This window comes from Paenibacillus sp. FSL W8-0439 (assembly GCF_038008995.1).
GTDB classification, from domain to species: Bacteria; Bacillota; Bacilli; order Paenibacillales; family Paenibacillaceae; genus Paenibacillus; species Paenibacillus polymyxa.
On record NZ_JBBPAK010000001.1, the window covers coordinates 2,034,498 to 2,061,111 of the forward strand.

Sequence of the window (26,614 nt, forward strand, 5' to 3'; positions counted from 1 at the left end):
GTTGAACGAATCTGGACAGCTGTGTTATTACTTTTGCAAAGGTGGTAACGGGATGCAACAAAATAAAGGGAATCTGGTTGCATTAGGTTCCATCCCGCTGATGATGACGCTGGGTAATTCCATGCTGATTCCGGTTTTACCGGAAATCGGACGTAAGCTACATGTAAGCTCCTTTCGGATTAGCATGTTGATTACAGTGTATGCGGTGGTGGCCATTTTACTGATACCGATTGCTGGTTATCTATCCGACCGTTTTGGCCGTAAAGCGGTGATTGTTCCCTGTCTGATTCTGACTGTGATTGGAGGGGGCATTTCTGCGGTTGGAGCATGGCTGCTACATGACCTGGCAGCTTACTGGACCATTATTGCAGGTCGTCTACTTCAGGGCGCGGGAGCGGCGGGGGCTTTTCCTATAGTCATTCCACTTGTGGGCGATCTGTATGAGAACGAGGATGAAGCCAGCAAGAACCTGGGGGTAGTCGAGACCTACAACACATTCGGTAAAGTATTAAGTCCGATTCTCGGTGCTGCGCTGGGAGCTGTACTATGGTTTTTGCCATTGGCAGTGATTCCGGGCCTCTGTCTGATTTCGCTTATTTTGGTCATTTGGCTGATCCATGTACCCAAGCGTAAAAACCAACCGATTAGGTTTCGAGAATTTGTGGGGAATGTGAAGCAGGTGCTTGCCGAAAAGGGACGCTGGCTCTATGCTATTTTTGCTATGGGCGGTATTTGTATGTTCGTCATTTTTGGCGTCTTGTTCTACTTATCCGACATACTGGAAAGTCGTTACAACCTCCATGGCGTCTGGAAGGGCTTTGTGCTGGCCATACCGCTTATTTCCCTCTGTCTGTGCTCTTATTTAGGTGGCAAGGTTATTGGCAAGCACAAAAAGCGTATGAAATGGATCGGTTTCGGTGGTTTGGCCATATTGACGATCAGCTTTGCTATTCTCGGATTTTTTCAACATATTTATGCTGTGATTGGCCTGTTTACGCTAGGGGGCGGGGGTATTGGGCTCGCACTCCCTTGTTTGGATGCACTGATTACTAAGGGAATTGAAAAAGAAGAGCGCGGAACCATCACTTCCTTGTACAGCAGTATGCGCTTTGTCGGAGTATCTTTAGGCCCTCCGGTTGTATCCTTGCTGATCGGCAGCAGTGGGCATGGTCTGCTTTTTGGCGTCATGGCCGCAGTGGGGGGGATTGCGGCTCTGCTTATGCTATTTGCGGTCAAGCCAGAGCAGGATGAACCCGCAGGGGGCAAATCCAGTGATCGTAGCCATAAGACTGAGGGAATGACATACGTGTCTCGAGAAAAGCCTCTTTCTTCTAAGCTAAGACACAAAACTCCTGCGAAATATAAATAAATTGCAATTGAAAAAGCTTTGAAATAAAAAAAGCACCCGTTTTCCATGTAAAGCCATGGTAACGGGTGCTTTTGATATTTGAGCAAATATAGATGGATACTCATTTTAAAGAATAGTCTTACCCCTCCAGAGGGACATTTGTTTTAGGCTTGCGGCTTGCGATAATCTGAATGACGTAAATCAGCAAGAACAGCACAACAAACAGCGACGAAAGACGATACATCCATGCATAATCACTGGCTTTGGCGATAACGCCAAGTATAAGTGCTCCGGCTGCGACTCCAAAATCGAGGGAATTGAGAAACATACCGTTTGCCATGCCCCTCTGTTTAGGTGACACGACCTGAATCATCCAGGTTTGCAAGGTTGGCTGCATAACACCAAACCCGATACCGTAGCAAAGAGCAGACAGATACATAAAGGCGTCACTGTGTGCGTAGGAAAGCAGAATCAGACCACCAATGAGAAACAGGGAACCAGGGATGAGCAGTGCCTTTGCCCCTTTTTTGTCATATATACGGCCCGAGAAGGGGCGCACGATCAGTACAGATACCGCATTAAACAGGAAAAAGTAAGCCGGGTGCGCCAGATTAGCTTCATCTCCATAGAGCGCCATAAAACCGAGCAACCCGCCATATGTGATAGACATCAACATGTTCAACAAGGCGGGAATCCACAATTTACGGTTGAATGCCGGTTTGCGCCCTTCCTCCAAAGGGACCATAGGTGGTTCGACATGCCCCTTAGGCAGTGTGCGAATGAGCCAGTAGGCTAGAGGGAAAATGACAACAATGACAGCAGATGTCGAATAGGCAAGCAGGTTAAAACTGCCGTATTGCAGCATCGAAATACCGATGGTTGGCCCAATAGACATGGCTAAACTAGTGGACAGACTAAAAAATCCCATTCCTTCACCGAGACGTTTGGGAGGGATGACGTCAGTGACCATTGTTGGAAAGGCAGTGCTGCTCATACCAAAGCCAATCCCAAACAGCATACGCATGAGCAGGAGTACCGCAATTGTCGGTGAAACACTGTATCCCAACGTTCCTGCTAATGCAAACAGCAGTCCAACGAAGATCAGGGCGCTGCGATGTCCTTTTTCCAGCATACGGGCAGAAAAAAGTCTTGCGACAATTGCACTTAATGCGAACAAAGTCGTAACAAGACTGACCTGCACGGAGGTAGCATGGAATGCATTTTTCACATAGGAAGGAATGGAAGATACAATCATCTGTAGTTCCAGAAACAAAAATAAATTGGAAACCGTAAGAACGATAAATTCCTTGGTCCAAAGAGGTTGCTTGCCTTGTTGCATATTAATCGTTCTCTCCTTGTTTTTCTGATTCAGTCATGTTGATATGAATTTGTAAAAGCGTTTGGCGGAATTGCTTCAGATCTGCAGAGGAAATTCCTTTTACAAAATCGTGGTTGGCATCTCGTTCGACGGGGAGAGTCTCCTTCACAAGCTGTCGGCCTGCTTCAGTCAAATGAAGCAAATAAGCCCGGCGATCCTGTGGGCTGTTCACACGCTGTACCCAGCCCTTCTTGTCCAACAAATCAATAATACGAGTCGTGGTGGGCTGGTCCTTTACAGCCTTAGCTGCAATTTCTTTCTGATTTAAACCCTCGGCCTGATAGATTTGGTACAGAACCGACCATTGCTCTGGGGAAATATCATAAGGTTTAAGCCGATGCGAGAGCTGTTGACTCATTTTGCGATGGGTGATTCCAAGCAACATCCCAATAGAGCAATCGGGAGGCAAATTATTCATATGACACTCCTTTCTAATTTTCCGCACAGGATACTTTGAAATTAATTAGTTGTTATAACAATTATATGGACAACAAGTTGTTTTGTCAAAAGAAGTTGTGCAGCGTTTTGTAAACATACATTCCTTTTCCACTTTACTTTTACTTGTCTATGCGGGAAAAAGAGCAAAAAAACAGCCCGTAAAAAACGGGCTGTTCGGGTTTTAGTACAATATAGTTTGCCATGACTGGCGAATTAAGCTTTAGGTACGGTTTCCCAATCCTTAAGGAAACGTTCGATACCGCTGTCTGTCAGTGGGTGTTTCCACAGGGAAGGAAGCAGGGAACCCGGAATGGTGGCGATATGTGCACCAGATAGAGCAGCATCTTCTACATGCTTAATGTTGCGGATGGAAGCAGCGATGATTTCGGATTTCAAACCATGAATGTCCAAAATTTGTCTCAGATCACGGATCAGCTTCATGCCGTCAACGGCGATATCATCCAGACGTCCCACAAACGGGCTGATAAAAGTAGCACCAGCTTTGGCTGCCATCAAACCTTGAGCTGCGGAGAAAATCAATGTTACATTCGTTTTGATTCCGTTCTTGGTCAGCTCGTTACAAGCGTACAAACCGTCTTCGGTCATAGGAAGCTTGATCACCACGTTAGGTGCCCACTTTGCGATGTCATAAGCTTCTGCGAGCATATCTTCAGCCTTCAGGCCAATTACCTCAGCACTTACGGGACCTTCAACGATACTGCAAATCTCCTGAATGACTTCCTTGAACACTCGACCTTCCTTAGCGATCAGGGAAGGGTTCGTTGTTACACCATCAACCAGACCCAAACGTTCAATACGTTTGATTTCTTCAATGTTACCAGTATCCAAGAAAAATTTCATTTGATTTTCCTCCTCAGGGTTATATAGTACATAATACATATCATATGGCGTACATTAGCTCATTTAAATGTAGCATATTGCACACGTTAAACTTATAATTAGTATGTATTACATTTTTAATTGTGACACATTTTAAATTTGAAAACAAGCGGTCTTTGATTAAAATTTGATGAATTGTCGAAACATGCTGAAATTGACCGACCTAAGCTCATTAATAATGTATACTACCCCATTCCATAAGGAGGTAATCATTATTCAACTGTCAGAAAGACAGCGGGAAATTGTAGATATTGTCCAGCGTCTGGCGCCTGTTACAGGGGATAAAATTGCTGAAGAGCTGGGACTATCGCGGCCGACTTTGCGTTCTGACCTTGCTTTGCTCGTTATGCTCGGGCTAGTAGATGCCAAACCAAAGGTAGGCTACTTGCCAGGGCGTTATCCAAACTATGATAGCCATATCGGCAGTATGCTCAAAAAGCTGACTGTGGCAGATATACTGAGTGACCCGATTTTGATATCAGGTGATGCTACCGCCTATGATGCGGTGTTAATGCTATTTCAGCAAAATACAGGCACTCTGATGGTCACGGGGGAGGAGCAGGAGCTCATTGGTATCGTTACCCGCAAGGATTTGCTGAAAGTCATGCTGGGACATACTGATCTTCACACTGTCCCGGTGACCATGGCTATGACCCGCCGGGCCCAAATGACGACGCTTGCTCCAGGAGATTCTTTACTGGAAGCAATATCGAGACTGATCCGGCATCAGATTAATTGTCTTCCTGTTTTGGACGAGCCATGTACCTCCTCGGCTCCAATTCAGGGGCTAGTAGGGCGGGTTACGAAAACGGATATTATGAACGCCATTCTGAATTTGACGGAAGAAAAGACCTAAAACATGAATAAGGGGGCCTTATATGTACTGGTTGGCCATGCTGACGATGCTGATTGACCATGTCGGACTTGTGTTTTTTCCGACAGATCCGGCTTGGAGAATTGCCGGCAGGCTTGCTTTTCCAATCTACGCGTATGCCCTCTATATGGGCTATACCCGTACCCGAAATATGCGGAGCTACATGCTTCGCCTGCTCGGACTGGCCCTGATCTCCCAGGTGCCCTACATGTTGGCGTTTGATGTGCATAGACCCAATGTGATCTGGACGCTACTGGCGTCGTTGCTCGCGCTGGCTGCTGCATCTCGCATGAAGCATTGGGTGGCTGTATCGGGTCTGTACGTCCTCACAGCCCTGTTCATGGAGCTCAGCCAGATGGATTACGGAGCCTATGGTCTGCTGCTTGTTCTCATCTATCGATACACCCGTTCATATATGATGATTGCTGCCCATTTTGTTTTGAATGTTGTGTATGATATGGTACACCATGCGAATATTCAGCACTTTAGTCTGCTGTCCAGTATTCTGATTGTATGTTTTGCCACAGGGGAGAGCGGATTTTATCGTCGGGTACCGCGTTGGTTGTGGCGCAGCTTTTATCCCGTACATCTGGCTGTTATTGCGCTAATTCGTATCTGGCCCTGAACTCGAATCCATACAACAAAAGAACCTTTACAACCACGACTTATAGTGGTTGTAAAGGTTCTTTTTATCCTAAATATACTATGCTGTTCAGGATACTTTGTTGGGACCTTGGGCAAAAGGAAGTGGGCGAAGTGGAGCCCCTTCTTTCATATATTGCACCAATACTTCGGGAATATTGTGTATTCCTCCTGCATTGACGCGATAGCCGTTCGTTTGCCCTGGTGAGTTAATTCCTCGTTTCACCGTAAACGTAACGTCAATTCCCAAGGAGCGGCAAATTTCCAACGTCTCCTTGGTATACCCACCATAAGGGAAGGCCAGTACATTCTGATCATTGTGTAAATGTTTAAACAGCTTCTTGTCAGCCAGGTCCAAATCGGTATAAACCCGCTGTTTGAACTCGTCCTCGGTTTCCATTCGCCCCAGCTTTTTCGAATACACCGGGCCCATCAGAAGTGGTTTTTGTTTGGTGCGCTTTGTGTTGGAGTATCCGTAAGCATGCTGGTCATTGGTATGATTGTAAAAATCAATGCCCTCTGCATGCATCTGATGAATTTGATCCCATGTCAGCTTGGGTATACCAATATGTTTAGGATTGCTGATTGTGGATGTAATGAGAAAATTGGTAGCCGGAACATGATACTTCTTCAACACGGGAAAAGTGTCCGTATAGAAGGATTCATAACCATCGTCAAATGTCATAAGGACCGCATTAGCGGGAACCTTGCCTTTATGTAAAATAAAATCCGTATACTCTTTCATGGTGATCCAATGGAAGCCATTTGCTTTCATTTCGTCCAATTGTTTCGTTAAATTACTAAGCTTGAGAGCACCGGGATCAGGTGGAGTCTTGGTTACTTCATGATACATCAGGACAATTACTTTGTTTTGGTAATATACCTTATCTGGGGTAGGCGTCAGTGAAAATAAATGGCGTACCAGTCGATCTGCATTAGCAGTGCGTGTACGATGAGTTCCTTTGACTACAGGTGTGTGATAAATGTTACGTGCTTCATGCACCAAAATCCCGAGAATAGCTACCAAGCTTATGATGAGCAATGTTCTTTTTAAAAAAGTGTGTTTCATTGAATGACATCCCCCGCATGCAAAAAATTCTGAAAGTATAGAGGTTTATACTAAATATGAAACTAGCAAAATCTAGTCTATCATACCGAAAACACGCGGGGGAAATATCACAACTTTGTTACCTCTGTGTTGCTTGTACAGATACCGAAGATGAGGCCGGGAAGTAACCGATCTCGACCGCATGCTGGATCATATTGCGAATAAACTCCAGGTTGGTTACCGGACACTGTACGCCAGCTTGTTCCAGCAGAGCTGTGGTTACAGAGCAGCCGTAACGGTAAGCTGAATCCTTGGCACCATCACCTTCGAGTTGTCCCATAGCAAGGTGAAGTGCATCTTCCTGAATGCCAGAAGACGGATTCAGCAGCCAAGCGCTGTAATCGTCAAAAGGCAGCGTTTCTACTGCGTAGCCGAGCTGGTTTACCATTGCGATCAATTCATCATATGGCAATGGGTTCGGATTACAGATATGGAAAATACGATTTGCACTTTTTTGCTTGACAGACAGTTCTACGATCGCACGGCTGGCGTAATCAATTGGTGTAAAGTCTGTATGCCAATCGGCCTGTGGAGCTTTGCCCAGCAGCAGCATCGCCTTCATCATACGATAATAAGCATTGCTGTCGATATTACGCTGGAAGCGTCCGTTGGCCGAATGGGCTGTCAAATTACCCGCACGGTAGATCGAGACAGGTGTACCTGCTTGAGCTGCTTGGAACAATAGCTTCTCTGCCGCAAGTTTACTGTTCGTGTACAGGTTGTCCACGTTCAGTTCATCTGGGAAGGCAGAGAGCTCTAATGTCGATTCCCATTTTCCTTCGTTTGCAAGATCCTCCGGTATTCCCATAGTGGAAACATGATGGAAGGAGACTCCTGGCTTAGCTTGAGCGATTTTTAGCAGTTCCAATGTTCCGGTGACATTCGTGCGATCGAAGGTTGCCGAATCACCAAAATGGCGAACGTCAGCGGCGCTGTGAATGATACCGTCGATGTGGTGCTCTAGCATATGGCGATCGACAGAAGAGAGACCCAGATCCGCTTGCTCTAAATCGCCATAGATAGCCTTCACCCGTCCTTCCATCAAGCTGGAGATATCTTGACCAAAATATCCTGTCAAAACGGATTGAATACGCTCAAAGCCAGATGGACCGTCCTGAGAAGGTCGTACCATTGCGTATACTTTGGCTTCTGTCCGGTGGAGCAGGTCATACAGAATGTGTGAACCCAGATATCCTGTGGCTCCGGTTAACAAAATCACGCGCAAGTCGCGGATTTCAGCTAAATCTGAAGCACCAGGCAACTCAATAGGATGTTCATTCAAATCTGTTTTCTCCTGAGAAATCGCGAGTGACTTGCGCTGCGGCGCTTGTTCTGTACCTAATTGCTCCACGTATTCAGCAAGCTCACGAACAGTTTTGTAGCGGAAGAAGTCTCCAATACGCAGCGCGCCATAACGCGGCTTCAAAATAGCCAGCACATGAATGACACGAAGCGAATCGCCTCCGATCAGGAAGAAATCGTCAGTCGCGCCAATGTTATGTTTACCAAGCACTTGTGTCCATGCTTCGGCAATGAGTGTTTCAGTTCCTTTACGGAGAGGTTCCCCGCCGGACGTAAGATCAGACACTTCAGGAAGTGGGCGCAGAGCCAACTTTTTACGATCGATCTTGCCAGTTGGTGAAATAGGCATAGCTTCCAGGTGAATGACATGGGTTGGTACAAAATAGGAAGGCAGCTTGCCTCCAATATAAGACTGTATAACGTCCTGTGGAATGGACTGTCCGTCCGAAGTGGTGAAATAGCCCACTAACATGTTCTGATCTGTGTGATCTTTGACGGCGACAACAGCTACGTCCTGAACACCTGGATGTTTGGAGAAATGGTCTTCAATTTCTCCTATTTCAATCCGGTTCCCCCGAATTTTGAGCTGCGAGTCCTTCCGGCTTACGTATTCAATCGTACCGTCTGGCAGCAGCTTGGCAATATCACCTGAACGGTACATTTTTTCACCTGGGACAAAAGGATTGTCCACGAACGATTGGGCTGTACGCTCCGGCTGATGGAGATAGCCGTGGGCCAACGCAGGCGTAGCAATACATACTTCACCCGGAATATTGACTGGGCAAAGCTTGTTATCGTCGTTAACGATGTACACTTTGTAATTGTAAATCGGCTTGCCGATCGGGATATTAACGACATGTTCAGGGACGGCACCGCGGACCCGATGGGTCGTCGTCGCTACGGTGCATTCGGTTGGTCCGTATACGTTGACGATGTCTGTGTCTGTACCGAATTTGCTTTGGAACGCCCGAACTTGTGAGCCATACAGTGCTTCGCCTGCTACAGTAACAATTCGAACATTTGCGAGCTTGCGATAACCTTCATCTGACAGGTACGTCGATAGCTGATTAAAGAATACAGTTGGCAAAATGGTAATAATCGTCGTGCCCGTACGTTCGATGGCTTCAGCGAATTCTTCCACAGATACGCGCTCTTCGGAAGACAGCAAGTACAATTTTGCACCGTAAAACAAGGCTCCAATCGTATCCCATACAGAAGCATCGAAGCTATAGGTGGCGAATTGGGTCAATACATCCTGAGGCGTAATGTCACAATCGCGTTGTACGACAGCTCCTAGGTTAACGACACCGCGGTGAGCGATCAGGGCACCTTTTGGTTTGCCTGTAGAACCGGAGGTGTAGATGACATAAGCTAGATCATCTGGACTTACTTCAACGTTTGGATTGCTTGCTGCATAACCTGCCAGTGGTCCGTCAATAGCTAATATTTCTTTTACGGTTTCAATGGACCCGCATAGTTCAGCCGCTTGTTGGGTGAGTGCGGAAGTTGTTAAGACAAATGGAGAACGCGTGTCCTCGACAATGTAGCTACTCCGGTCAGCAGGGTGAGCGGGATCAACAGGAACGTACACGCCTCCGGCTTTTAGGATGCCGAGCAGGGAAATAACGGTCTCCAAGCTTCGTTCCATGAAGATGGTCACGAATTCACCTTTGGTGAGACCTTTGGATAACAAAACACGTGCGACTTGGTTAGCACGCTCGTTCAATTCACGGTACGTATACTCCCCAGTATGGGAAGCAATAGCTGGACGATCAGGGTACTGGGAAGCCGCTTCTTCAAACATTCCGTGAATCGTCTGATGCTCAGGATATTTTACGACGGTATCATTTAAAGCTTCGTGAGCAGCTCGATCTGCGTCCGATAATATGTCAATGGAATTTACAAGTGCATGGCTGTTGTTGAGCGCGCCTCGCAGAAGGGTTGCAAAGTATTCTGCGTAGCGAACCACCGTTGTTTCCAGCAAGAGTGATTGATCATACCGAATCTGTAATTGATAAGTGCCATTGTTATCACGAACAGCCCAGTCCATAATACGGGATTCTACACCGCTGTCTGTAGGAAGTGTTGTTGAAAATGAAGTATCAGCTTGCGGTTCTGCCAGGAATGCATTAGGCTCACGGAGCATCTCCTGAAATAAGCTTGCCAGTTCATGAAAAGTCGTCTCCTTTTCCACTGTCAACGATGCTGTAAGCAGACCGGATTGAGGCACAAAAGTAGAGAAAGAAACTTCTTCCTCTGCGGATAGACGATATAACCATGCAGTATACGCTGATAAGAGCACTGCTTGTTTGTCTTCCGCAGTGTTTTGTTGATTCAGTTGTTCCGAGATGGATGTTTCTAACTCTACTTGATAAGTAGAGGATGTATACTTGCGCTGTATACGTGCAAAATCCAAGGGAACTAGGAATGGGGATGGAGCTGTCTGTGTGCTGTTTTGTAGTAATGAAGCCATTACGCTAACCTCCTGAATGTTTGATGTTTCAATATAAGTAATGAAGCTAATAAATGCCTCCGATCCCTTCAAATGGATGAACAGGAGGGAGGCATCACCGAACGACTTACTTATGAAATATGCATTGAAATCGATAAATGGATATTATGATTTGGTACGGTTTGTGTCTGCAATTTTGAAATAAGATGTAATTTCTTGAAGCTCTTCAGACATGGACGTCAACTTATGGGATGACTCAATGATAGAATCCAAAGAGGCTTTTTGTTCCTCTACCGTTTGCATAATGTGAACACTGTTATTGGCTGTTTTGGTTACGGTGGAGGAAAGATCGTCTGCTGTCGCGGTCATTTCCTGTGTCCCCGCAGATATTTGCTCAGTAGCACTGGATACTTCTTGGATTTGCCATGCTAGATTTTTAGTTGCTTGAAGAATGTCATTGAACAACTCGCCTGCTTGTCCAGCAACGACGATACCGTTTTGAACTTCAACGTTCCCTTGCTCCATCGAATTCACAGCTTGTCCGATTTCACTTTGAATTTCTTCAATCAGAGACGTAATTTGTTTAGTTGCCTCCGCAGATTGTTCTGCCAGCTTACGTACTTCATTGGCCACAACGGCAAAGCCTTTACCTTCTTCACCGACACGCGCAGCTTCAATAGAAGCGTTCAGGGCGAGCAGGTTCGTTTGGCTAGAAATTCCTGAAATGGTGCTAATGATATTGCCAATTTCCTGTGAACGGCTGTCTAGCAACTTGATGATACGGGAAGTATTAGTTACTGAATCGGTAATCAAATGCATTTGGGATGATACCTTATCTACAATCTCGTTACCTTCATTCGAACGCTTCTCTACCGAATTGGCTTCTTCCGCCACATTGGAAGAACTTGTAGCAATATTTTGAATGACTGATGCCATTTCAGCCATAGCTCGTGCACTATCGCCTGTCGCTTTTTCCTGTGAACGGATATTATCCGTAATTTCATTGATATTTTGGTTGATGATGTTGGAATTGATTCCGTTTTGCTCACAGATTGCGAGTAATTCCTTCGCAGATTCATTGACTTCATCAGTAGTCTGCTTCACTTTGGTCATAATGCTGTTAATATGGCTTACCATATCGTTGAAGTTCTGATTCACGAGCCCCAAGTCATCTTGGCCAGCATGAATTTGAACATCCAGATTTCCTCTGCTTACTTCACTGATACCGTACATCAGTTGCTTAATCGGAGATAGTGTGCGTTTTACTACCCAATATTGAAGCGCCAGGCAGATCAGTAGGAATATCACCAAAATGGTGGCGCCGCTAATGAGCAGCTTGGTCAATCCGGCAGGTACAGCACCGGCATCAGCATCGACAGCAAAATAGGCAAAGATTTTGCCACTAGGATCTTTAATCGGCGTCATCAAAGTCGTCCATGTACCAAAAGAGTCATCGTAAAAACTGGTGAATGTAGGTTTGCCGGAGTCCAGCATGCTAGTTACGCCTACTGCTACGACATTGGGTTGCTCGTACATAGCGCCGACACCCATTTTATCTTTTTCAAATGATTCTCTCAGATCTGTTGGCATGGCGACAATAGATGTCTGATTGCCATTTTCCAGCTCTGTTCCGAAAATATAGGCGTGAGAGATATTCGGGTTCGTTGCCATGATGTTATCAAGATAGGTACGAAGTTTGGTTTGAATGGGTCCATCATAATTTTTTTCTTGAACCGCTTGGGATACTTCATCGGAATTAATGCCCTGCGCCCACTTCAATGTGATTTTTTCCACTTGCCCATGCAATTGGTCAATCAAAATCGTACGTTGGATCAAATAGCTAGACACAATAAGGACTAGCCCGATCAATACGATATTGAAGAAGGATAATAATAAGTTTTTGGTGAAGAATGATAAGCTACTCCACTTTTTCAAAATGTTCCACTCCCTGGTAGTATTTTTGTATATGGTGTTGAACCGCTTATCGAATGAGATAATCAAGTCCCCCTTACAAACACAATAAATAGAGATAATTGACCCTTGATTTTTTCAAAATAGGTCTTAAGTCTTTTTTAGACAAGTATGATATCCCTATATATATGTCGTACAAAAAGCTCATGAAATGAATACCTAACGCAATAAAAAATTAATTTTTAATAGGTAAAGGTTGTGTGTATTTCAGTATTTTCCAATTTATACTCCTGCTTGAAATTCGAGTTCATTTCAGTCCATAAGCAACTATTCAACAGAAACCATCATACTTTATAATAGAGTCAAATGCACTTATCAATTTGGGACATTTTTCATATTTGAAGCCGCGAATGCTTGATTTATCGCGGTTTTCGTGATTTGTTCGCGAAATGAGTCCATGTATCTATGCATAGAGAAGAGGGATGAGAAAAGTGTCGAGGTTTACGATTTTAAAGGTTGAGAGCGATCATGCGGATCTGCATGATTTGATTCGTAGGCTGGATGAAGACTTGTTGGAAAGGTATCCTGCCGATCAAATTTACTTGGTGGATTTTTCCAACCCGAAAGTTAAAAATATGATTTTCGCTGTTGTGTATATGGATGGAAAACCAGTTGCTTGCGGAGGGCTTAGGCCTATAGATACGGAAGAGATGGAGCTTAAAAGATTTTATGTCGATTCCTCTTATCGCAGACAAGGAATTGCAGTTAGCCTATTATCTTTTCTGGAAGAGGAAGCCAGAAAGCGGGGAGTAGTAAGGATTAATCTAGAGACTGGAGCAGCTCAACCTGAAGCAATTGCCTTCTATACCAAGCAGGGATACGAACCTATTGAACGATTTGGGGAGTATGAACACGATGAAAATAGTCTTTGTTATGGTAAAAAGCTGTCTCTGTCTTTATAAAGCGTTCTCATATAAAATAGATGTTGATCAACACTAGCCTATATAGCGGGAGAGATGATAATGAATTTGAAGCAAAAAGCGGCCGAAAAAGCAGTTGAGGCGATTCAGGAAGGTATGAAAGTAGGACTTGGTACAGGCTCGACAGCCTATTGGGCTATTCAAAAAATCGGAGAGCGTGTGGCACAAGGATTACATATACAGGCTGTAGCTACATCCCAAGCCTCGGAGGATCAGGCCAGGGAGCTGGGAATTCCCATCATTCCGTTTGATCAGATTGGGAGGCTTGACGTTACCATTGACGGTGCAGATGAGGTGAATGAGCAACTGGTATTGGTAAAAGGTGGAGGCGGTGCTCTGCTGAGAGAGAAAATTGTGGAAAGCAATACCGATCGATTAATCATTATTGTGGATGAGTCCAAGGATGTGAAGGTACTGGGCGCATTCCCTTTGCCAGTCGAGGTGGTACCTTTTGCCAGTGAATGGACGTTAGAGGCTCTGCGGCAGACAGGCTGTAAAGCGGAATGGCGTATGAAAGACGGCGAGCGCTTCCTTACGGATAACGGAAATTATATTGCCGATTGCCGCTATGGTACGATCGAGAACCCGCAGGAACTGGAAATTCGCTTGAATCAGATTCCGGGTGTAGTCGATAATGGACTGTTCATTAACATGGCGGATCAAGTTATTATCGCACGAGCTAATGGACAAATTGACGTACGGAATAAATAATGTCTGGTAACCGTCTGTTTTATAATGTAGCATTCGTGTTATTGATATTATATACAGGGCTTCTATTATATTGGATGTTTCTCGGTTTTGGTCGCACGCTGCGGCCAGGACCTCCCTATTCATATAATGTTGTTCCCTTGGATACGATCGGGCGATACTGGCGGGCCATGCATTCTTCCCCTTTTCGGGTATGGGGTGTTAATTTGCTTGGGAATATTGGTGTGTTCATTCCCTTCGGTATTCTTTTGCCGATCATTTGGGTATCTATGCGAAGGGTAGGCAGGCTGCTGTTAGTGGTGGTGGCCGCATTGGTCATTCTCGAAGTAACCCAAATGCTGCTGGGCGCAGGTACGATGGATGTGGATGACATCATACTGAATGTACTGGGAGTAATATGCGGACGTGTTGCCTACGTATTTTTACGTAAGAAATTAAGAATTGAATCATAATCGCCCTGCTCTCGATATCAGTATTTAATGACTGGTCGAGGGCAGGCTTTTTTACATAATGAACGGCAACTTTCGCATAATAGATGGTAATTCCTTCAATACAGACTGTAAAAGCAGGAAGGGAAGCGCTTAAACTTGACAAAAGTACGCAATTAAGATATCTTGGAATAAAGATATGAGTAACGGAGGCTGTTAATATGTCTGTAAAACCAGATGATCAGGACTTAGCGCTTAATTTGTTCGTTGTTCTGGCTCGTGCCTATAATTCGGTCACGTCTCGCACGAATCGGGACATTCATAGTCATGGATTAAATACAACTGAATTTGGTGTGCTTGACCTTTTGTATTATCGCGGACCGCAGCCTTTGCAGAAGATTGGAGAAAAGGTACTGATCTCCAGCGGGAATATTACGTATGTGGTGGATAAACTCCAGAAAAAAAACCTGCTTACCCGCCGTGCGTCACAAGATGATCGGCGTGTAATTTATGCAGAATTAACTGATGATGGACGTCATTTTTTTGAGCAAATATTCCCGCAGCATCATCGTGTTATTATGGAGACTGTGGATGGCTTATCCGTGGAAGAGAAGGAGCAGGCTATTCATCTGCTAAAAAAGCTTGGACTAACAGCTGAGGGACAGAAGAGTAACGGATCATAAGTGTTGCATTTTCTGGTTAAATCAGCTTTAAGATAAAATACCGACTTTTCGGTATTTTATTTTTTTGTCTAATTTTGGGCAGTGGGGACGCAAATCAGGTATAATTGTCTAATAGTCTCGATCTGAGGTCATCCCTAGAACCTGTTTCATATACAAATACCTTGTCGGGGAAGGAGCTGTACATGAGTATACAGCAATATACCGCAGGTGAGTCGCTATTGATGCAAGCAGGAGATTTGGCTGAGCTAGTTACCCACAAACAATACGAATTACAGCCAGATCTTTTGGAGCGCTTTGGGGACAACGGTAAAATAAAGACAAAACAGGACTCTTTATATAGTTTGAACTATTTAGCTGAAAGTGTAATCGTGAGCAGTCCTATTTTATTTACGTATTATGTTTCCTGGTTAAAGAGACTTTTAGAAGGTTTCGGCATAACCCAAGAAGATTTGATCATCAATTTTCAATTAATTCGGGAGACATTGGTAGAGCACTTTCACCACAGGGAAAAAACGGTGGTGCTGGAGCATTTGGAATTGGGGATACAGCAAATTGGGAAGAAAGAGGAGTACGCCTCTTTTATTACAGATGATAATCCCTATGCTGCCGATGTGACTCAATATTTGGAATATTTACTGTTTGGTAATCGCAGACAGGCTTTGGATTGGATCGTCCATTTGCTAGATGAAGGTATGTCTATTCAACATACTTATAAATATATTTTTCAAATTTCGCAATATGAAATAGGTCGTCTGTGGCATGAAGGCAAAATTACGGTTGGTCAAGAACATTTTTGTACTGCCGCGACTCAGTTTATTATTTCCAGCCTGTACCCCAGATGGATAGGTGCTGGAAATAAGGGACGCAGCCTCGTAGCAGCATGTGTAGGCAGCGAGCAGCATGAAATAGGCCTGCGTATGCTGGCTGATATCTTCGAGATGGATGGCTGGGATACGTACTATTTAGGTGCCAATGTACCTGATCGGAGTCTGCTTCAGGCCATTGTGAGCTACAACGCAGATGTGGTGGCTATCTCAGCTACCATGGCTTACCATGTCCATCTGGTGAAAAAGCTGATTACTGTGATCCGCCAAAATACTACTACGAGTCATGTGAAAATTATGGTCGGTGGATTGCCCTTTAATCTTGATTCACACTTATGGCAGGAAGTGGGAGCGGATGGATATGCACCAGGTGCGGAGGAAGCGCTGGAGGTAGCAGAGGACATACTTTCGCTCAAGAGATAATGTTAGTGTTGGCAACCCGTAAGTCATTTTGTAAAGGGGGCCTTTTAATATGAAGGAACCGACAGCAGAAATGGCTGTCCTGCGGAGAACGGTCGAACAATTAACGGATGAGGTTCTGAAAAGCAAGGCTGAGGAAGAAAAGCTGCTGAATGAATTTTCAGCAATGAACAACGAACTGGTCAATCTGCAGCGTCAGCTTGCCAAAAGCAATGCGGAATTAAAGCGGACAAAGGAAGAAGCGATAAGGGCTAATGACCTGAAGAGCACTTTTCTCGCCGTGGTTAGTCATGAATTTAGAACGCCAATGAACGGAATTTTGGGGATGATCGAAATGTTAGCTTCATCCAAACTATCTCCAGATCAGCGGCAGGCCATCGGTGTGATACGTGAGTCGGCCTCTCTGCTGCTAAACATGATTAATAATCTGCTCGATATATCCAAAGTAGAAGCAGGACAGATGGAGTTAGAGATCGGAAATGTCAGAGTTCAGGCGATTATGAGCCATGTTGCCCAGTTGTTGGAGCCGCAAATTTATCAGATGGGCAACCAGTTGAGTATAGAGACTGATCGTGCCGTGGCAGAGCATCTCGAAGGAGATTCGGCAAGGATTATGCAGATCTTGCTTAATCTGTTGAACAATGCGAATAAATTTACAAGCGAAGGGAACCTTGTTGTTCGGACAAAATTGGTTGAGGAAACTAAGGATTCCCAACGTGTTCGTTTTGAGGTGCAGGATTCGGGCATCGGGATTTCAGCGGAGGATCAGGACAAGCTGTTTCAGCCTTATGTGCAAGCTGGTGAAGGCAGCGCCTCCCAATATGGAGGAACGGGACTGGGGCTATGGATATGCAGCTCATTTGTGAAACTTATGCAGGGAGAGATTGGGGTCGTTAGCGAAGAAGGCCAAGGCTCCACGTTCTGGTTTGAAATTCCCTTCAGGAAGGCATCAGGACAGGCAGTTGAAATAGAAGAACATGAAAATGGTGAATTGACGGTACGTAGCGAGTTGCTTCGTGAGCATAGTCATTCTCAAGCTATTTTGGTAGCAGAGGATAATCGGGTGAATCGTCAAGTAGTGCAATTACAGCTCAACCACCTGGGATTCCAGCATATTGACTTTGTCGAGGATGGACAAGCTGCAGTAAGAGCGGCCTCCGAACGATCCTACGCCTGCATTCTAATGGATCATCATATGCCTTTGCTAAATGGTCACGATGCGGCGAAAGCGATCCGCCAGTGGGAAGCAGAAAACCAACAGCCGCCTGTGCCGATCATTTCTTTGACCGGAAATGTGTCCGAGGAAGACCAGGCTCGTGGGCGGAAGATTGGTGTGAACGATTACTTGATGAAGCCAGTGACGATTGAAAATCTCTCAGAAAAGCTGGCCAAATGGCTACCCATTCCGGAATCTGAGCCTATTTTGGATGAGGATGTTATTCGTGAGATCATGCTGCTGGACGAGGATGGTAGCACGGGATTACTTGAGTCATTGGTCGAAATGTATACCAGTGATACACCTGCCAAAATCAACAAGTTAAAAGAACTGGTTGCTGCGGGCGAAGCCACAAAAGTAGTAGAGGCTGCTCATGAGTTGAAATCAGGCAGCGTGAGTCTAGGTGTCGGGCGTTTGTCCAAATTGCTGTCTGATATTGAACAGCTTGCACGGGAGAACCGACTTGAGAATGTACAAGGGAAGTTGTCTGCGCTCCAGTCTGTTTATCAGGCAACGTGTTTAGAACTGGAACGTTATATTCACCAGTCGAGACTGACTCCCCCTTGTTAGACTTGTACCTAGAAGGAGGACCTAAAATATATATATGAAAGAACAGCTGCGTTCCATTCACCCGCTGGCCTGGACAATTATAGCGGGTACGATTTTTGGTCGGATGGCGACCTCTATGAGTATCCCATTTTTGTCTATTTATCTGACCACCCGTCTGGGGGTCACCCCCTTTCATACGGGGGTGATCGTATCGGTCAGCTCGCTGGTTGGCATTTTTGCCAGCTTTTACGGTGGATATATTTCAGATCGGATCGGACGACGTAAGGTCATGCTGGTATCCATCGCGAGTTGGGCGCTTGTATTTGTCGCTTTTGCGTTGGCAGAAGCGGCTTGGGCCTTTTTTGTTATTAATGCTCTGAATGGACTGTGCAGATCCTTGTTCGAGCCAACTTCGCGGGCGCTATTATCCGATGTAACCCCCAAGGAGAAGAGATTGCTTGTCTATAACATGAGATATGCGGCGATTAATGTTGGTGTGGTGGCAGGACCGCTGCTTGGTTTGATGTTGGGATCGGCATCTACAGGTACGCCGTTCATGGTAGCCGCTGGTGTGTATGCTCTGTACGGGGTACTGCTGTTGATCCAGTTTACTCGGTATGCATCGGATCTGCATGTAGGCACAACAGCGGGAGAGGCTCCGCTGCGGATAGGCGAGGCGTTCCGAACAGCCAGCAGAGATCCCATATTTATGCCGATTCTGTTGGGAACTGTATTCTGCGTAATGGGCTATGCCCATTCCAATTCGACAATGCCTCAATTTTTATCGTTGTCCTTCGAGGAAGGTACCCGGTGGTTTACATACATGCTAACGGTCAACGCGGTTTGCGTATTGGCTTTTCAGTATCCACTGGTGCGGCTGGCAAGCCGCTTTTCTCCAGTGAATTCCTTAATAGCAGGGAATATATGTATTGCGGTCAGCTTGCTGCTGTGCGGTATGCTAAACTCAGGCTGGATGTTTATACTGGATATGGTGCTGTTTACAATAGGCGAAGTATTATTGTTCACGATGCTGGACGTACTGATTGATCAAATTGCTGATGCTCAATATAAAGGGACCTACTTCGGTACGATCGGCTTTAATAATTTGGGTAGTGTACTGGCTCCTTTATTTGGTGGCTGGTTGCTGGATGTCTATGGTCAAACGGCACCGCTTGCCGTGTTTGTTCCGGTTGCACTGTCGGTTGTGATCGGTATTCCCTTCCTGCTGGTCGCACGCCGCCGTTTGGCGCAGCGTACAGCCCGGTTCGCGGCTCAAGGAGGAGAGTCTGTGCAGCAACTGTCATCATAAAAAAAAGGGGGCTGAGTACAGGATGAAGTCGGAAGAAAATGTGCTACGAATCATACAATATATGAATGATCCACAGGTCTTGGAAGACTTGCGCTATGTGCGAGAGCTGAAGCTTCCGCAAGGTTGTATAGCCGCGGGCTATGTACGCAACCGTGTGTGGGACAAGCTACATGGTTATACAACGGCTACACCACTAAACGATATCGATGTTATTTATTTTGACCCCAAAAATACGCTAGAGGAACGAGATGAATTTCTGGAGCAGTCCTTGAATCGTAAACAGGCGGGACGCAACTGGTCTGTCAAAAATCAAGCTCGGATGCATATTCGCAATGGGGAGGCTCCGTATTCCTCGATAGAGGATGCGATGAGTCGCTGGCCAGAGACGGCAACTGCTGTAGCCATTCGATTGAATGCCAAGGATCAAATGGAGGTCATTTGTCCGCATGGGCTGGAAGATCTGCTGGATATGCGGGTACGTCAAAGCCCATTGTTCCGTCACACTACGGCTTTTCGTCAGCGTGTATTTGAAAAACAGTGGCTAGATAACTGGCCGTTGCTTATTGTGGAGAATTAAAGTGTAATCTCATTTCAGATTGTAAGGAGAGACGACTAACGATGTTTAAAAATATAAAACCAGATTCAGCTCGTGAGGAGGTGTTGGAGCTGCTTACCTACGCCGTGCTAGATCATCCTGAACGCGGAGAGGCAGCTTTGCGTGCTTATCAAGCCTCGGATGAATGGAAGTTGTTCGGTGTGGAAGATGAAGGACTTATTGTAGGTGTTGTCGGTTTTGAGGAGCGGGAGGATGGAACGATTGTGCTCCATCATCTGGCTGTATTGCCTGAAAATCGTCATAGAGGCTATGGCAGAGGGATGTTGCTTACGCTTATTAAGGAGCGTAGCCCGAAGCGACTTATGGTGGATACAGATGCGGAGGGGGCAGATTTCTTCCGCAACGTGGGGTTTGCTGTATATGGATCAGAGGATTTGCCAGATGGTGGGCAATTTCATTGTGTATATGAAATAGACGAAGAATAAGCGAATCTCCGGGTCCCGCTTCCTTTTTTTCTACATAATATATGTTATGTCGGAGGGAGGTGGGGTTCATTGGCGTATCACTACACAGCGATTGGAGATTCTTTAACGACAGGTGCAGGGACGTTGCTAGGTGGCGGCTTTGTACCTGTCTATCGGCAAATGGCAGAAAGATATCTCCGTACACCAGTCAGTTACGAGAATCTGGGAATCAACGGACTGACATCGCAGGAGCTGCTGTCTATGGTTCGCAACAATCCGCTTTTTCGGTCAGCAATCAATCGGGCTGAACTCATAACGGTGACGATCGGCGGCAATGATCTACGTCCATATATCAGTACACTTGCTGGAGGCCCAGGCTCTTCAGGTTCTTCCATTCCACAAGCACTGAATCATACCAAAGAACATGTACGCCAAATTGTACATGCCCTGTATCAAATAAAGTCCGGTCAGCGTGAGCCATTTATCATCCGAATGGTGGGATTATATAATCCTTTTCCAGGGATAAGAGAGGCGGGAGTATATGTACGCCAATTCAACTCGTTTCTCTATACATTGGGTGGACCCAATTACCGGGTAGCGAACATTTATCCTGCGTTCGAAGGCAATGAACGGGCATTGCTTTCGCTGGACCGGATACATCCGAATAGCCGTGGTTATCGTGTGATTGCGGAAGAACTGAATCGACTTGGTTATGCGCCGTTACGATGAGTGTGAGCGGATGCTTCGGATCGGACAAAGTATATGAAAGAAAGAGGTTCATGATGGCAGTAGGAACTGACCATCATAAGCCTCTTTTTTTGCGTTTCAGTGTGCGGTTTAGCCGATTAATTTACGGAATAAGCTACGAGCAGCCCACTTGCGCTCACTTCGTTTGCGGTATTTGGGCAGAGAACGATAGACAGCAATGGATTGGTTAAATGCAGCGCTGGCTTCATCCTTGCGTCCCAGCATACGGTACATTAGGCCTGTCAGATAATAGCCCTCACTAGAAGAAGATTGGATCTCCTGAAATTGCTGTAGATAGTGTAGTGACTTATTTACGTCACGTTCCTTGAAAGCAGCGGCTAAATGCAAATAGGGTTCACCGTATTGCACTCGTGGGTTAATGTCCAGTGCCTTGAGTAAATGCTGTTCTCCATCCTCCAGATGGGTTGTGTGTACCTCAGCCGTACCCCGCGCGTTCCAATAGTCTGCTGAATCTTCATATCGGGATTGAATTTCCAATAGTAGCTCCAAAGCCTGCGAGTATTTCTTGCTTTCGATCCAAATTCGAGCCAAATCAAACTTGGCAGCCACATCGTTGGTGTTTAACGCAATCTGTTGACGCAATCGTGCTGCATTGCGTCTTCTTTTCCACGGTTTGCTGATGCTGGGCAATACACCGACAAAGCTGCGATCCAATATATAGATCAAGATTAAGAGTACGAGCATTGCCAAAAACGGGTTACCGAGCAAACTCCACAGTAGAGAGAAAATCAAAAATTTCCCAATCATTCTGCTCCAATCCTCCTGTATATGTAGCTATCCATACTTTCCACATTATAGCATAGAGGCGCTTTAAGGGGCATTAGCATGATGAGGTTTCGAAGAATGATAGCTTTCAATGTTGGTGGGGAAATGGTAGAGTATACAGCGTTTAGATTGATGCTTGTGAAAATTCGTATGTACAAAAACTCCTCCTTGTATGGAGGAGCATGAGAAATATCAGTATTACATTGAGTGACTGAAGACAACTTGGGAATATGCAGATGAGTTAGTTGCATTGGCCCATCCTATTTTTTTTATTCCCGCCAAAAGGTTGAACAGTCGGCCTTATCCAAAATATTAAACTCGATCATTTTCTCAAGTAATGCGAAATCAACTGGACTATCCCACTGGATACGTACCAACTGCTTGGTGTGATTATAGCCAGCCTGCACAATTAACTCAGAAAAATGATGAATCCCTGCCTTTTCAGGGGCAACGGCTAGATGATGTTTGGCTACGCTAAAGCCAATAATAAATGTGCCGTGATCCGTAAACATAGGCTGTTTCCACGCAATTTTTGGCCTTAAATTTGGAAACTTCTTGATTACCCAAGCTAAAACCTCTTCCGTTCGGGCTTGATGTTGCGGGTTATCAATATGCGCTAAATATTCTGCAAAAGCTTCCATGTAAGTTCCCTCCTAAAATCAAAATTGTATCGTTTAGAGGAATTCCTCAACAAGAATAGAGTACAAATATGAATCATGAAACTCGCCTTTGTAGTACCAGTGTTCTCGCATTATACCTTCACGTTGCATTCCGATCTGTTGCATAACCTTCTCAGAAGCTTTATTTTCTGGACGACATGTTGCATAAATACGATGGACATCAAGTGTACTAAATCCAAATCCTAGCAGGGCTCGTGCCGCTTCTGTTGCATAACCCTTTCCTTGATAATCTGGGTTTAAAATATAACCCACTTCTGCATTAGTATCTTTGACATGAATACCAACACCGCCGATCAGAATTCCAGTGTTTTTCAGACATATAGCTAGTTCGTAGTCTTGTCGTGGCTTTTCCTGCTGGGAGGCTAGAACTTGTTCTATATATGCCTTTGTATCTTCTTCTGTATTGGGTCCCCATGCTGTGTGCCTAGTAACTTGGGGCAATGACGTGTAGGTATGTATACTTCCCCAATCGGATCTGCAAATATCACGAATGATGAGCCGATCTGTCTCAAATTGCATAACGATTCCTCCTGTCCATCATTAGCATACATATTCGTGTTTTCTCGACAAGCTATTAAACCTATTTAAGCAGATCTGATGGAATATTCAAGATTTTAAGAGAAAGTGTTAAAGAAGAGGATCGAATTACGTGTTGAATAAGGGGTACGAATCAATCCTTTTGCCGCCTGAACGCAAACCGCAAGGGAGGCGTCCGGCAAAAGGCAAACAGAAAAAATTGAATGTGGTACTGGATTAGCTGCTGTTATTGGCTATCCAGTCCGTCTTAAAACAGTCTACGGGCTGTTACGAAACGTTCCTTCCATTTATCGTCAAACGTATCAAAATGAACGCCGCGCTCTTTGGAGAAAGTATGCAGCAATTTGTTGTTCCCTGCATAGATCGCCACATGGCCGATCTCCAGCCCACGCGCACTGAAGAACAGCAGGTCACCTTTGCGCAGTTCGTTCAGCCCCACCTCCCGGCCTTCTTTAGCCTGATCGTAAGAGACACGGGGGAGGTCGATAGAGAGCGTATGTCGGAACACTTCCCCTACAAATGAGGAACAATCAAAGGTCGCTGTCTGTCCGGTTGCTGCGCCGAATTCATAAGGGGTACCAAGGAATTTTTGCCCGTAGGCGATCAGTTCATCACCCTGCCGTTCTGCTAGAGAAGTGCTGGTGTAATCACTGTATTTTGGTTTAGCAGATATGTATCCGGTCAGGTTGTTTTTAGTGCGCACTTCCAGCCAGAGAGCATTAACCTCGCGGATGACATGAACCTTTTCACCGGTTGGAATAAGCCGCAGGGAAGGGGAAGCTTCTGATGAATCTGGTTTGCTGCGCAAGTTGACTCCAAAAAGAATCGTTGTGAAAAAGTCTTCTTTAGAGGCAATTCGGATCGTCCGGGTTAGAGCGTCCCATTTCACTGTGCTCCCGAGTGCTTCGCTCACAAAACGCAGTGGAATCATTGTGTTGCCCTTAACAATCTGTCCGGGAACGTTCAGGGACAGAGTTTTGTCGTTGAGGGTGGCAGCAACTTCTCCAATACGATAGGTCAGCGTCGTGTCGTTTTTGGTTGCTGTTACGGTTTTGCTGGCTCCGTTCCAGGAAAGCACAGCTCCTTGCGCCTCAAACAACTGACGCATAGGGACGAGCGTTGTCCCGTCTAGCAGTAGCGGTTGGGCAGTAAGTTCAAGCGGGCGGTCATCCACATAAACGGTTGTTACTGAAGTTAGCGGCGCCGACTTGGCGTAAGATGGGGTTGCTTGCAGCAGTGATACGGTCAGCAGACCCAGCCATACTTTCTTGTTGATTGTCATGCTGTCATCACCTCGTTGTTAAGTTGTTCATCTAAGTTGTACGAGACTGCCTCCGATTAGTTGTGTACCAATTATTGGATTAATTCAAAAACCAAAATAAACAAAAATAAAACAAAGTTATATCTGTGTTTTTATATTGACATCAAAATTAAATAAAGATAGAATTACAAATGTGAAATGTTTCACTTTAGAGTAGTTCTGTATTTAGCGAGGGATCAAAAGTGAATCCTTAGGAGGCAGATTTTTATGAGCGCACATGTATTTTTTGTACCATCTATCAATCTGATGGGAAAAGGCTGTTTGCATGAAGTTGGACCCTATATAAAAGAACTACATTTAAACAAAGCACTGGTCGTGACCGATAAGTTTCTGATGAAGAGTGGAATTGCAGGCAAGGTCACATCCTTGCTGAATGATATTGGCTTGAACTATGTAGTATACGATGAGGTCAAGCCCAATCCAACCTGTAAAAACGTACATGATGGCGTTCAATTTCTACAGGACAACGGCTGCGACTTTTTAATTTCTATTGGTGGAGGATCCCCACAGGATACGGCCAAGGGAATTGGCATTATTGCTACCAATGGGGGACATATAACGGAGTATGAGGGCGTTCATCAATCCAAGCATAAATCGCTGCCCATTGTCGCCATTAATACAACGGCAGGAACATCCGCAGAAATTACAATCAATTATGTCATTACGGACGAAGAGCGCAAAGTCAAAATGGTTATGGTTGACAAGAATAGCGTAGCTACGATTTCAGTCAACGACCCTGAACTGATGGTAGACAAACCCGCCGCATTAACGGCAGCTACAGGACTAGATGCTTTGACTCATGCCATTGAAGCTTTGGTTACTCCGGGTTCTTATCCTGTTACAAATGCGACCGCGTTGGCAGCAGTAGAACTTATTTTTAACAACTTGGCCCGTACAGTGAGCGACGGTCATGATATAGAAGCACGTGAACAAATGGTTTACGCTATTTTCTTGGGAGGACTTGCATTTAATAATGCCGGGTTGGGTTACGTCCATGCTATGGCCCATCAGCTAGGCGGCGTATACGATTTGCCTCATGGGGTTTGCAATGCCATGCTGCTGCCGATTGTGGAGGAGGAGAATGCCAAGCATGTACCAGAGAAGTTTCGTGCCATCGCTAAGGTAATCGGTTTTGAAGATAAGGGGAAAACGGATAAAGAATGCGCGGACTATGTAATTCAAAGAATCAAAGACCTGTCGAAGGAAGTAGGGATTCCTGCCAAACTTTCTGAACTAGGTGTAAATGAGGTGGATTTAGATTTGCTTGCCGAAAACTCCATGAAGGATGCTTGTGCTCCGGGCAATCCGTTCATACCTAGCAAAGAACAAGTTATCGAAATGTTTAAGAAAATTCTATAAATCATACTGCTATTATTTTGTTATATACTTTAAGGGCTGTCCCAGGAACTGATTAAGAACACCAGGGACGGCCCTTTGCATTCTCATTATAACAGACTTAAATCTTATTCATTGAAGCATTTCATACGTGAAAATCCGATCAGACTGACTGAATACTTGATTTATATAGATGTCTATGCAATAATGCTTGTATGTTAAAAAATAATGCAGCTGCACTTGTAGGAACCATTAGGGACTCGATCAATAAATTAATTGTATCTGAGCTCGAATCCTATGGAGTTGAAGGAATTGTACCTACCCATGGTGGAATACTGATGTTTCTGTATCAAACGGATGGACTTTCGATTAAGGAATTGACGCAAAAAATTGCTCGTCAGCAGCCCACAGTCACTGTTCTGATCGACAAGCTAGTAAAATTGGGGTATGTGGAAAGGAAAAAAGAAAGGGAGGATAGCCGGCTTACTCTGATCTATCTTACCGAAAAGGGAAAAGAGCTGGAGCCTATATTTGAGACGATCTCCTATAAATTAAAAGAAACCATCTATGGGGGTCTCAAAGACGAGGAACAAAAACAACTGGAATATCTGCTGGAGCATGTAAAAAACAGGTTTTAAATTTTTTTAAACAAATGTATAGATATCTATACAAATGCCAAAATAACAATAAAACAATAAAACATCTGGGGGTCATGAAA

General features: G+C 45.1%; 25 protein-coding genes. 15 read left to right on the forward strand and 10 right to left on the reverse strand.

What is annotated here, in order from left to right; all coding sequences use genetic code 11:
- The first annotated feature begins 52 nt into the window (after positions 1 to 52).
- Positions 53 to 1,369 carry an MFS transporter gene (locus MKX36_RS08945; protein ID WP_016819206.1) on the forward strand — a complete coding sequence of 439 codons (1,317 nt, stop codon included), beginning with the start codon at positions 53 to 55 and terminating at the stop codon, positions 1,367 to 1,369.
- 118 nt (positions 1,370 to 1,487) lie between these two features.
- On the opposite strand, the gene MKX36_RS08950 is transcribed toward MKX36_RS08945, so the two are convergent.
- The 3 genes from MKX36_RS08950 to fsa form a co-directional block, all read right to left on the reverse strand.
- Positions 1,488 to 2,687 (reverse strand): MFS transporter, encoded by a 1,200-nt coding sequence (locus MKX36_RS08950; RefSeq protein WP_016819207.1) that lies wholly within the window; start codon positions 2,685 to 2,687, stop codon positions 1,488 to 1,490.
- 1 nt (position 2,688) lies between these two features.
- Positions 2,689 to 3,144, reverse strand: a complete 456-nt coding sequence (locus MKX36_RS08955) for a MarR family winged helix-turn-helix transcriptional regulator (protein WP_025364621.1) — start codon at positions 3,142 to 3,144, stop codon at positions 2,689 to 2,691.
- Between the two features lie 233 nt (positions 3,145 to 3,377).
- Complete coding sequence (gene fsa, locus MKX36_RS08960) at positions 3,378 to 4,025, reverse strand: fructose-6-phosphate aldolase (RefSeq protein WP_013370592.1); 648 nt, start codon at positions 4,023 to 4,025, stop codon at positions 3,378 to 3,380.
- A gap of 184 nt (positions 4,026 to 4,209) precedes the next feature.
- Here fsa and MKX36_RS08965 point away from each other — a divergent pair, with 184 nt between their 5' ends.
- Complete coding sequence (locus tag MKX36_RS08965; RefSeq protein WP_017425779.1) at positions 4,210 to 4,920, forward strand: CBS domain-containing protein; 711 nt, start codon at positions 4,210 to 4,212, stop codon at positions 4,918 to 4,920.
- A 22-nt stretch (positions 4,921 to 4,942) separates the two neighbouring features.
- Positions 4,943 to 5,563, forward strand: a complete 621-nt coding sequence (locus tag MKX36_RS08970) for a TraX family protein (protein WP_340864558.1) — start codon at positions 4,943 to 4,945, stop codon at positions 5,561 to 5,563.
- An 87-nt stretch (positions 5,564 to 5,650) separates the two neighbouring features.
- On the opposite strand, the gene MKX36_RS08975 is transcribed toward MKX36_RS08970, so the two are convergent.
- The 3 genes from MKX36_RS08975 to MKX36_RS08985 all read right to left on the reverse strand — a co-directional run bounded on the left by MKX36_RS08975 (position 5,651) and on the right by MKX36_RS08985 (position 12,377).
- Entirely contained in the window at positions 5,651 to 6,649 is a 999-nt protein-coding gene (locus MKX36_RS08975; RefSeq protein WP_016819211.1) for a polysaccharide deacetylase family protein, read from the reverse strand.
- A gap of 118 nt (positions 6,650 to 6,767) precedes the next feature.
- Positions 6,768 to 10,463, reverse strand: a complete 3,696-nt coding sequence (locus MKX36_RS08980; protein ID WP_340864559.1) for a non-ribosomal peptide synthetase family protein — start codon at positions 10,461 to 10,463, stop codon at positions 6,768 to 6,770.
- Between the two features lie 144 nt (positions 10,464 to 10,607).
- A complete protein-coding gene (locus MKX36_RS08985) occupies positions 10,608 to 12,377 on the reverse strand; it encodes a methyl-accepting chemotaxis protein (RefSeq protein ID WP_016819213.1) in 1,770 nt (589 codons plus the stop codon).
- Positions 12,378 to 12,844: 467 nt separating this feature from the next.
- Here MKX36_RS08985 and MKX36_RS08990 point away from each other — a divergent pair, with 467 nt between their 5' ends.
- The 10 genes from MKX36_RS08990 (at position 12,845) to MKX36_RS09035 (ending at position 21,219) form a co-directional block, all read left to right on the forward strand.
- Positions 12,845 to 13,315 carry a GNAT family N-acetyltransferase gene (locus tag MKX36_RS08990; RefSeq protein ID WP_340864560.1) on the forward strand — a complete coding sequence of 157 codons (471 nt, stop codon included), beginning with the start codon at positions 12,845 to 12,847 and terminating at the stop codon, positions 13,313 to 13,315.
- A gap of 60 nt (positions 13,316 to 13,375) precedes the next feature.
- Positions 13,376 to 14,044 (forward strand): ribose-5-phosphate isomerase RpiA, encoded by a 669-nt coding sequence (rpiA, locus tag MKX36_RS08995; protein ID WP_016819237.1) that lies wholly within the window; start codon positions 13,376 to 13,378, stop codon positions 14,042 to 14,044.
- Positions 14,044 to 14,493: a VanZ family protein gene (locus tag MKX36_RS09000; RefSeq protein WP_330720433.1), complete on the forward strand. Its 450-nt coding sequence runs from the start codon at positions 14,044 to 14,046 to the stop codon at positions 14,491 to 14,493. The genes rpiA and MKX36_RS09000 overlap by 1 nt, the downstream gene beginning before the upstream one ends.
- Positions 14,494 to 14,690: 197 nt before the next feature.
- Positions 14,691 to 15,152 carry a MarR family winged helix-turn-helix transcriptional regulator gene (locus tag MKX36_RS09005; protein ID WP_013309820.1) on the forward strand — a complete coding sequence of 154 codons (462 nt, stop codon included), beginning with the start codon at positions 14,691 to 14,693 and terminating at the stop codon, positions 15,150 to 15,152.
- A 182-nt stretch (positions 15,153 to 15,334) separates the two neighbouring features.
- Complete coding sequence (locus tag MKX36_RS09010; protein ID WP_019686963.1) at positions 15,335 to 16,399, forward strand: cobalamin B12-binding domain-containing protein; 1,065 nt, start codon at positions 15,335 to 15,337, stop codon at positions 16,397 to 16,399.
- Between the two features lie 49 nt (positions 16,400 to 16,448).
- Complete coding sequence (locus MKX36_RS09015; RefSeq protein WP_330720434.1) at positions 16,449 to 18,182, forward strand: ATP-binding protein; 1,734 nt, start codon at positions 16,449 to 16,451, stop codon at positions 18,180 to 18,182.
- 34 nt (positions 18,183 to 18,216) lie between these two features.
- Positions 18,217 to 19,470, forward strand: a complete 1,254-nt coding sequence (locus MKX36_RS09020) for an MDR family MFS transporter (RefSeq protein ID WP_340864561.1) — start codon at positions 18,217 to 18,219, stop codon at positions 19,468 to 19,470.
- A 22-nt stretch (positions 19,471 to 19,492) separates the two neighbouring features.
- Positions 19,493 to 20,047 carry a nucleotidyltransferase family protein gene (locus MKX36_RS09025; protein ID WP_017425770.1) on the forward strand — a complete coding sequence of 185 codons (555 nt, stop codon included), beginning with the start codon at positions 19,493 to 19,495 and terminating at the stop codon, positions 20,045 to 20,047.
- Positions 20,048 to 20,088: 41 nt separating this feature from the next.
- Positions 20,089 to 20,511: a GNAT family N-acetyltransferase gene (locus MKX36_RS09030; RefSeq protein WP_017425769.1), complete on the forward strand. Its 423-nt coding sequence runs from the start codon at positions 20,089 to 20,091 to the stop codon at positions 20,509 to 20,511.
- 69 nt (positions 20,512 to 20,580) lie between these two features.
- Entirely contained in the window at positions 20,581 to 21,219 is a 639-nt protein-coding gene (locus MKX36_RS09035) for a GDSL-type esterase/lipase family protein (protein ID WP_045243873.1), read from the forward strand.
- 108 nt (positions 21,220 to 21,327) lie between these two features.
- Here the strand turns inward: MKX36_RS09035 and MKX36_RS09040 are convergent, their stop codons facing one another.
- From MKX36_RS09040 to MKX36_RS09055, 4 genes are all read right to left on the reverse strand, one after another.
- Entirely contained in the window at positions 21,328 to 22,005 is a 678-nt protein-coding gene (locus MKX36_RS09040) for a tetratricopeptide repeat protein (protein ID WP_016819245.1), read from the reverse strand.
- Positions 22,006 to 22,292: 287 nt separating this feature from the next.
- Complete coding sequence (locus MKX36_RS09045) at positions 22,293 to 22,664, reverse strand: iron chaperone (RefSeq protein WP_016819247.1); 372 nt, start codon at positions 22,662 to 22,664, stop codon at positions 22,293 to 22,295.
- 33 nt (positions 22,665 to 22,697) lie between these two features.
- The gene (locus MKX36_RS09050) at positions 22,698 to 23,222 is read right to left on the reverse strand and encodes a GNAT family N-acetyltransferase (RefSeq protein ID WP_025364628.1); all 525 of its coding nucleotides are present in this window, start codon (positions 23,220 to 23,222) and stop codon (positions 22,698 to 22,700) included.
- Between the two features lie 265 nt (positions 23,223 to 23,487).
- Positions 23,488 to 24,522, reverse strand: coding sequence for a stalk domain-containing protein (locus tag MKX36_RS09055; RefSeq protein ID WP_340864562.1), 1,035 nt, complete (start codon positions 24,520 to 24,522; stop codon positions 23,488 to 23,490).
- Positions 24,523 to 24,768: 246 nt separating this feature from the next.
- Between MKX36_RS09055 and MKX36_RS09060 the strand changes: the two genes are divergently transcribed.
- On the forward strand, positions 24,769 to 25,920 hold the full coding sequence (locus MKX36_RS09060) for an iron-containing alcohol dehydrogenase (protein ID WP_016819251.1): 1,152 nt from the start codon (positions 24,769 to 24,771) through the stop codon (positions 25,918 to 25,920).
- A gap of 191 nt (positions 25,921 to 26,111) precedes the next feature.
- The gene (locus tag MKX36_RS09065) at positions 26,112 to 26,534 is read left to right on the forward strand and encodes a MarR family winged helix-turn-helix transcriptional regulator (protein WP_016819252.1); all 423 of its coding nucleotides are present in this window, start codon (positions 26,112 to 26,114) and stop codon (positions 26,532 to 26,534) included.
- The last annotated feature ends 80 nt before the right edge of the window (positions 26,535 to 26,614 follow it).

Bases quoted from the DNA above. Each gene is read 5' to 3' on its own strand.
- MKX36_RS08970 (WP_340864558.1), top strand. From the start codon at position 4,943: ATGTACTGGTTGGCCATGCTGACGATGCTGATTGACCATGTCGGACTT.
- MKX36_RS08950 (WP_016819207.1), bottom strand. From the start codon at position 2,687: ATGCAACAAGGCAAGCAACCTCTTTGGACCAAGGAATTTATCGTTCTT.
- MKX36_RS08965 (WP_017425779.1), top strand. From the start codon at position 4,210: ATGCTGAAATTGACCGACCTAAGCTCATTAATAATGTATACTACCCCA.
- MKX36_RS09025 (WP_017425770.1), top strand. From the start codon at position 19,493: ATGAAGTCGGAAGAAAATGTGCTACGAATCATACAATATATGAATGAT.
- MKX36_RS09055 (WP_340864562.1), bottom strand. From the start codon at position 24,522: ATGACAATCAACAAGAAAGTATGGCTGGGTCTGCTGACCGTATCACTG.
- MKX36_RS09050 (WP_025364628.1), bottom strand. From the start codon at position 23,222: ATGCAATTTGAGACAGATCGGCTCATCATTCGTGATATTTGCAGATCC.
- MKX36_RS08955 (WP_025364621.1), bottom strand. From the start codon at position 3,144: ATGAATAATTTGCCTCCCGATTGCTCTATTGGGATGTTGCTTGGAATC.
- rpiA (WP_016819237.1), top strand. From the start codon at position 13,376: ATGAATTTGAAGCAAAAAGCGGCCGAAAAAGCAGTTGAGGCGATTCAG.
- MKX36_RS09060 (WP_016819251.1), top strand. From the start codon at position 24,769: ATGAGCGCACATGTATTTTTTGTACCATCTATCAATCTGATGGGAAAA.
- MKX36_RS09045 (WP_016819247.1), bottom strand. From the start codon at position 22,664: ATGGAAGCTTTTGCAGAATATTTAGCGCATATTGATAACCCGCAACAT.
- MKX36_RS09065 (WP_016819252.1), top strand. From the start codon at position 26,112: ATGTTAAAAAATAATGCAGCTGCACTTGTAGGAACCATTAGGGACTCG.
- MKX36_RS08975 (WP_016819211.1), bottom strand. From the start codon at position 6,649: ATGAAACACACTTTTTTAAAAAGAACATTGCTCATCATAAGCTTGGTA.
- MKX36_RS08980 (WP_340864559.1), bottom strand. From the start codon at position 10,463: ATGGCTTCATTACTACAAAACAGCACACAGACAGCTCCATCCCCATTC.
- MKX36_RS09040 (WP_016819245.1), bottom strand. From the start codon at position 22,005: ATGATTGGGAAATTTTTGATTTTCTCTCTACTGTGGAGTTTGCTCGGT.
- MKX36_RS09020 (WP_340864561.1), top strand. From the start codon at position 18,217: ATGAAAGAACAGCTGCGTTCCATTCACCCGCTGGCCTGGACAATTATA.
- MKX36_RS09005 (WP_013309820.1), top strand. From the start codon at position 14,691: ATGTCTGTAAAACCAGATGATCAGGACTTAGCGCTTAATTTGTTCGTT.
- MKX36_RS09015 (WP_330720434.1), top strand. From the start codon at position 16,449: ATGAAGGAACCGACAGCAGAAATGGCTGTCCTGCGGAGAACGGTCGAA.
- MKX36_RS09000 (WP_330720433.1), top strand. From the start codon at position 14,044: ATGTCTGGTAACCGTCTGTTTTATAATGTAGCATTCGTGTTATTGATA.
- MKX36_RS09030 (WP_017425769.1), top strand. From the start codon at position 20,089: ATGTTTAAAAATATAAAACCAGATTCAGCTCGTGAGGAGGTGTTGGAG.
- MKX36_RS08945 (WP_016819206.1), top strand. From the start codon at position 53: ATGCAACAAAATAAAGGGAATCTGGTTGCATTAGGTTCCATCCCGCTG.
- MKX36_RS09010 (WP_019686963.1), top strand. From the start codon at position 15,335: ATGAGTATACAGCAATATACCGCAGGTGAGTCGCTATTGATGCAAGCA.
- fsa (WP_013370592.1), bottom strand. From the start codon at position 4,025: ATGAAATTTTTCTTGGATACTGGTAACATTGAAGAAATCAAACGTATT.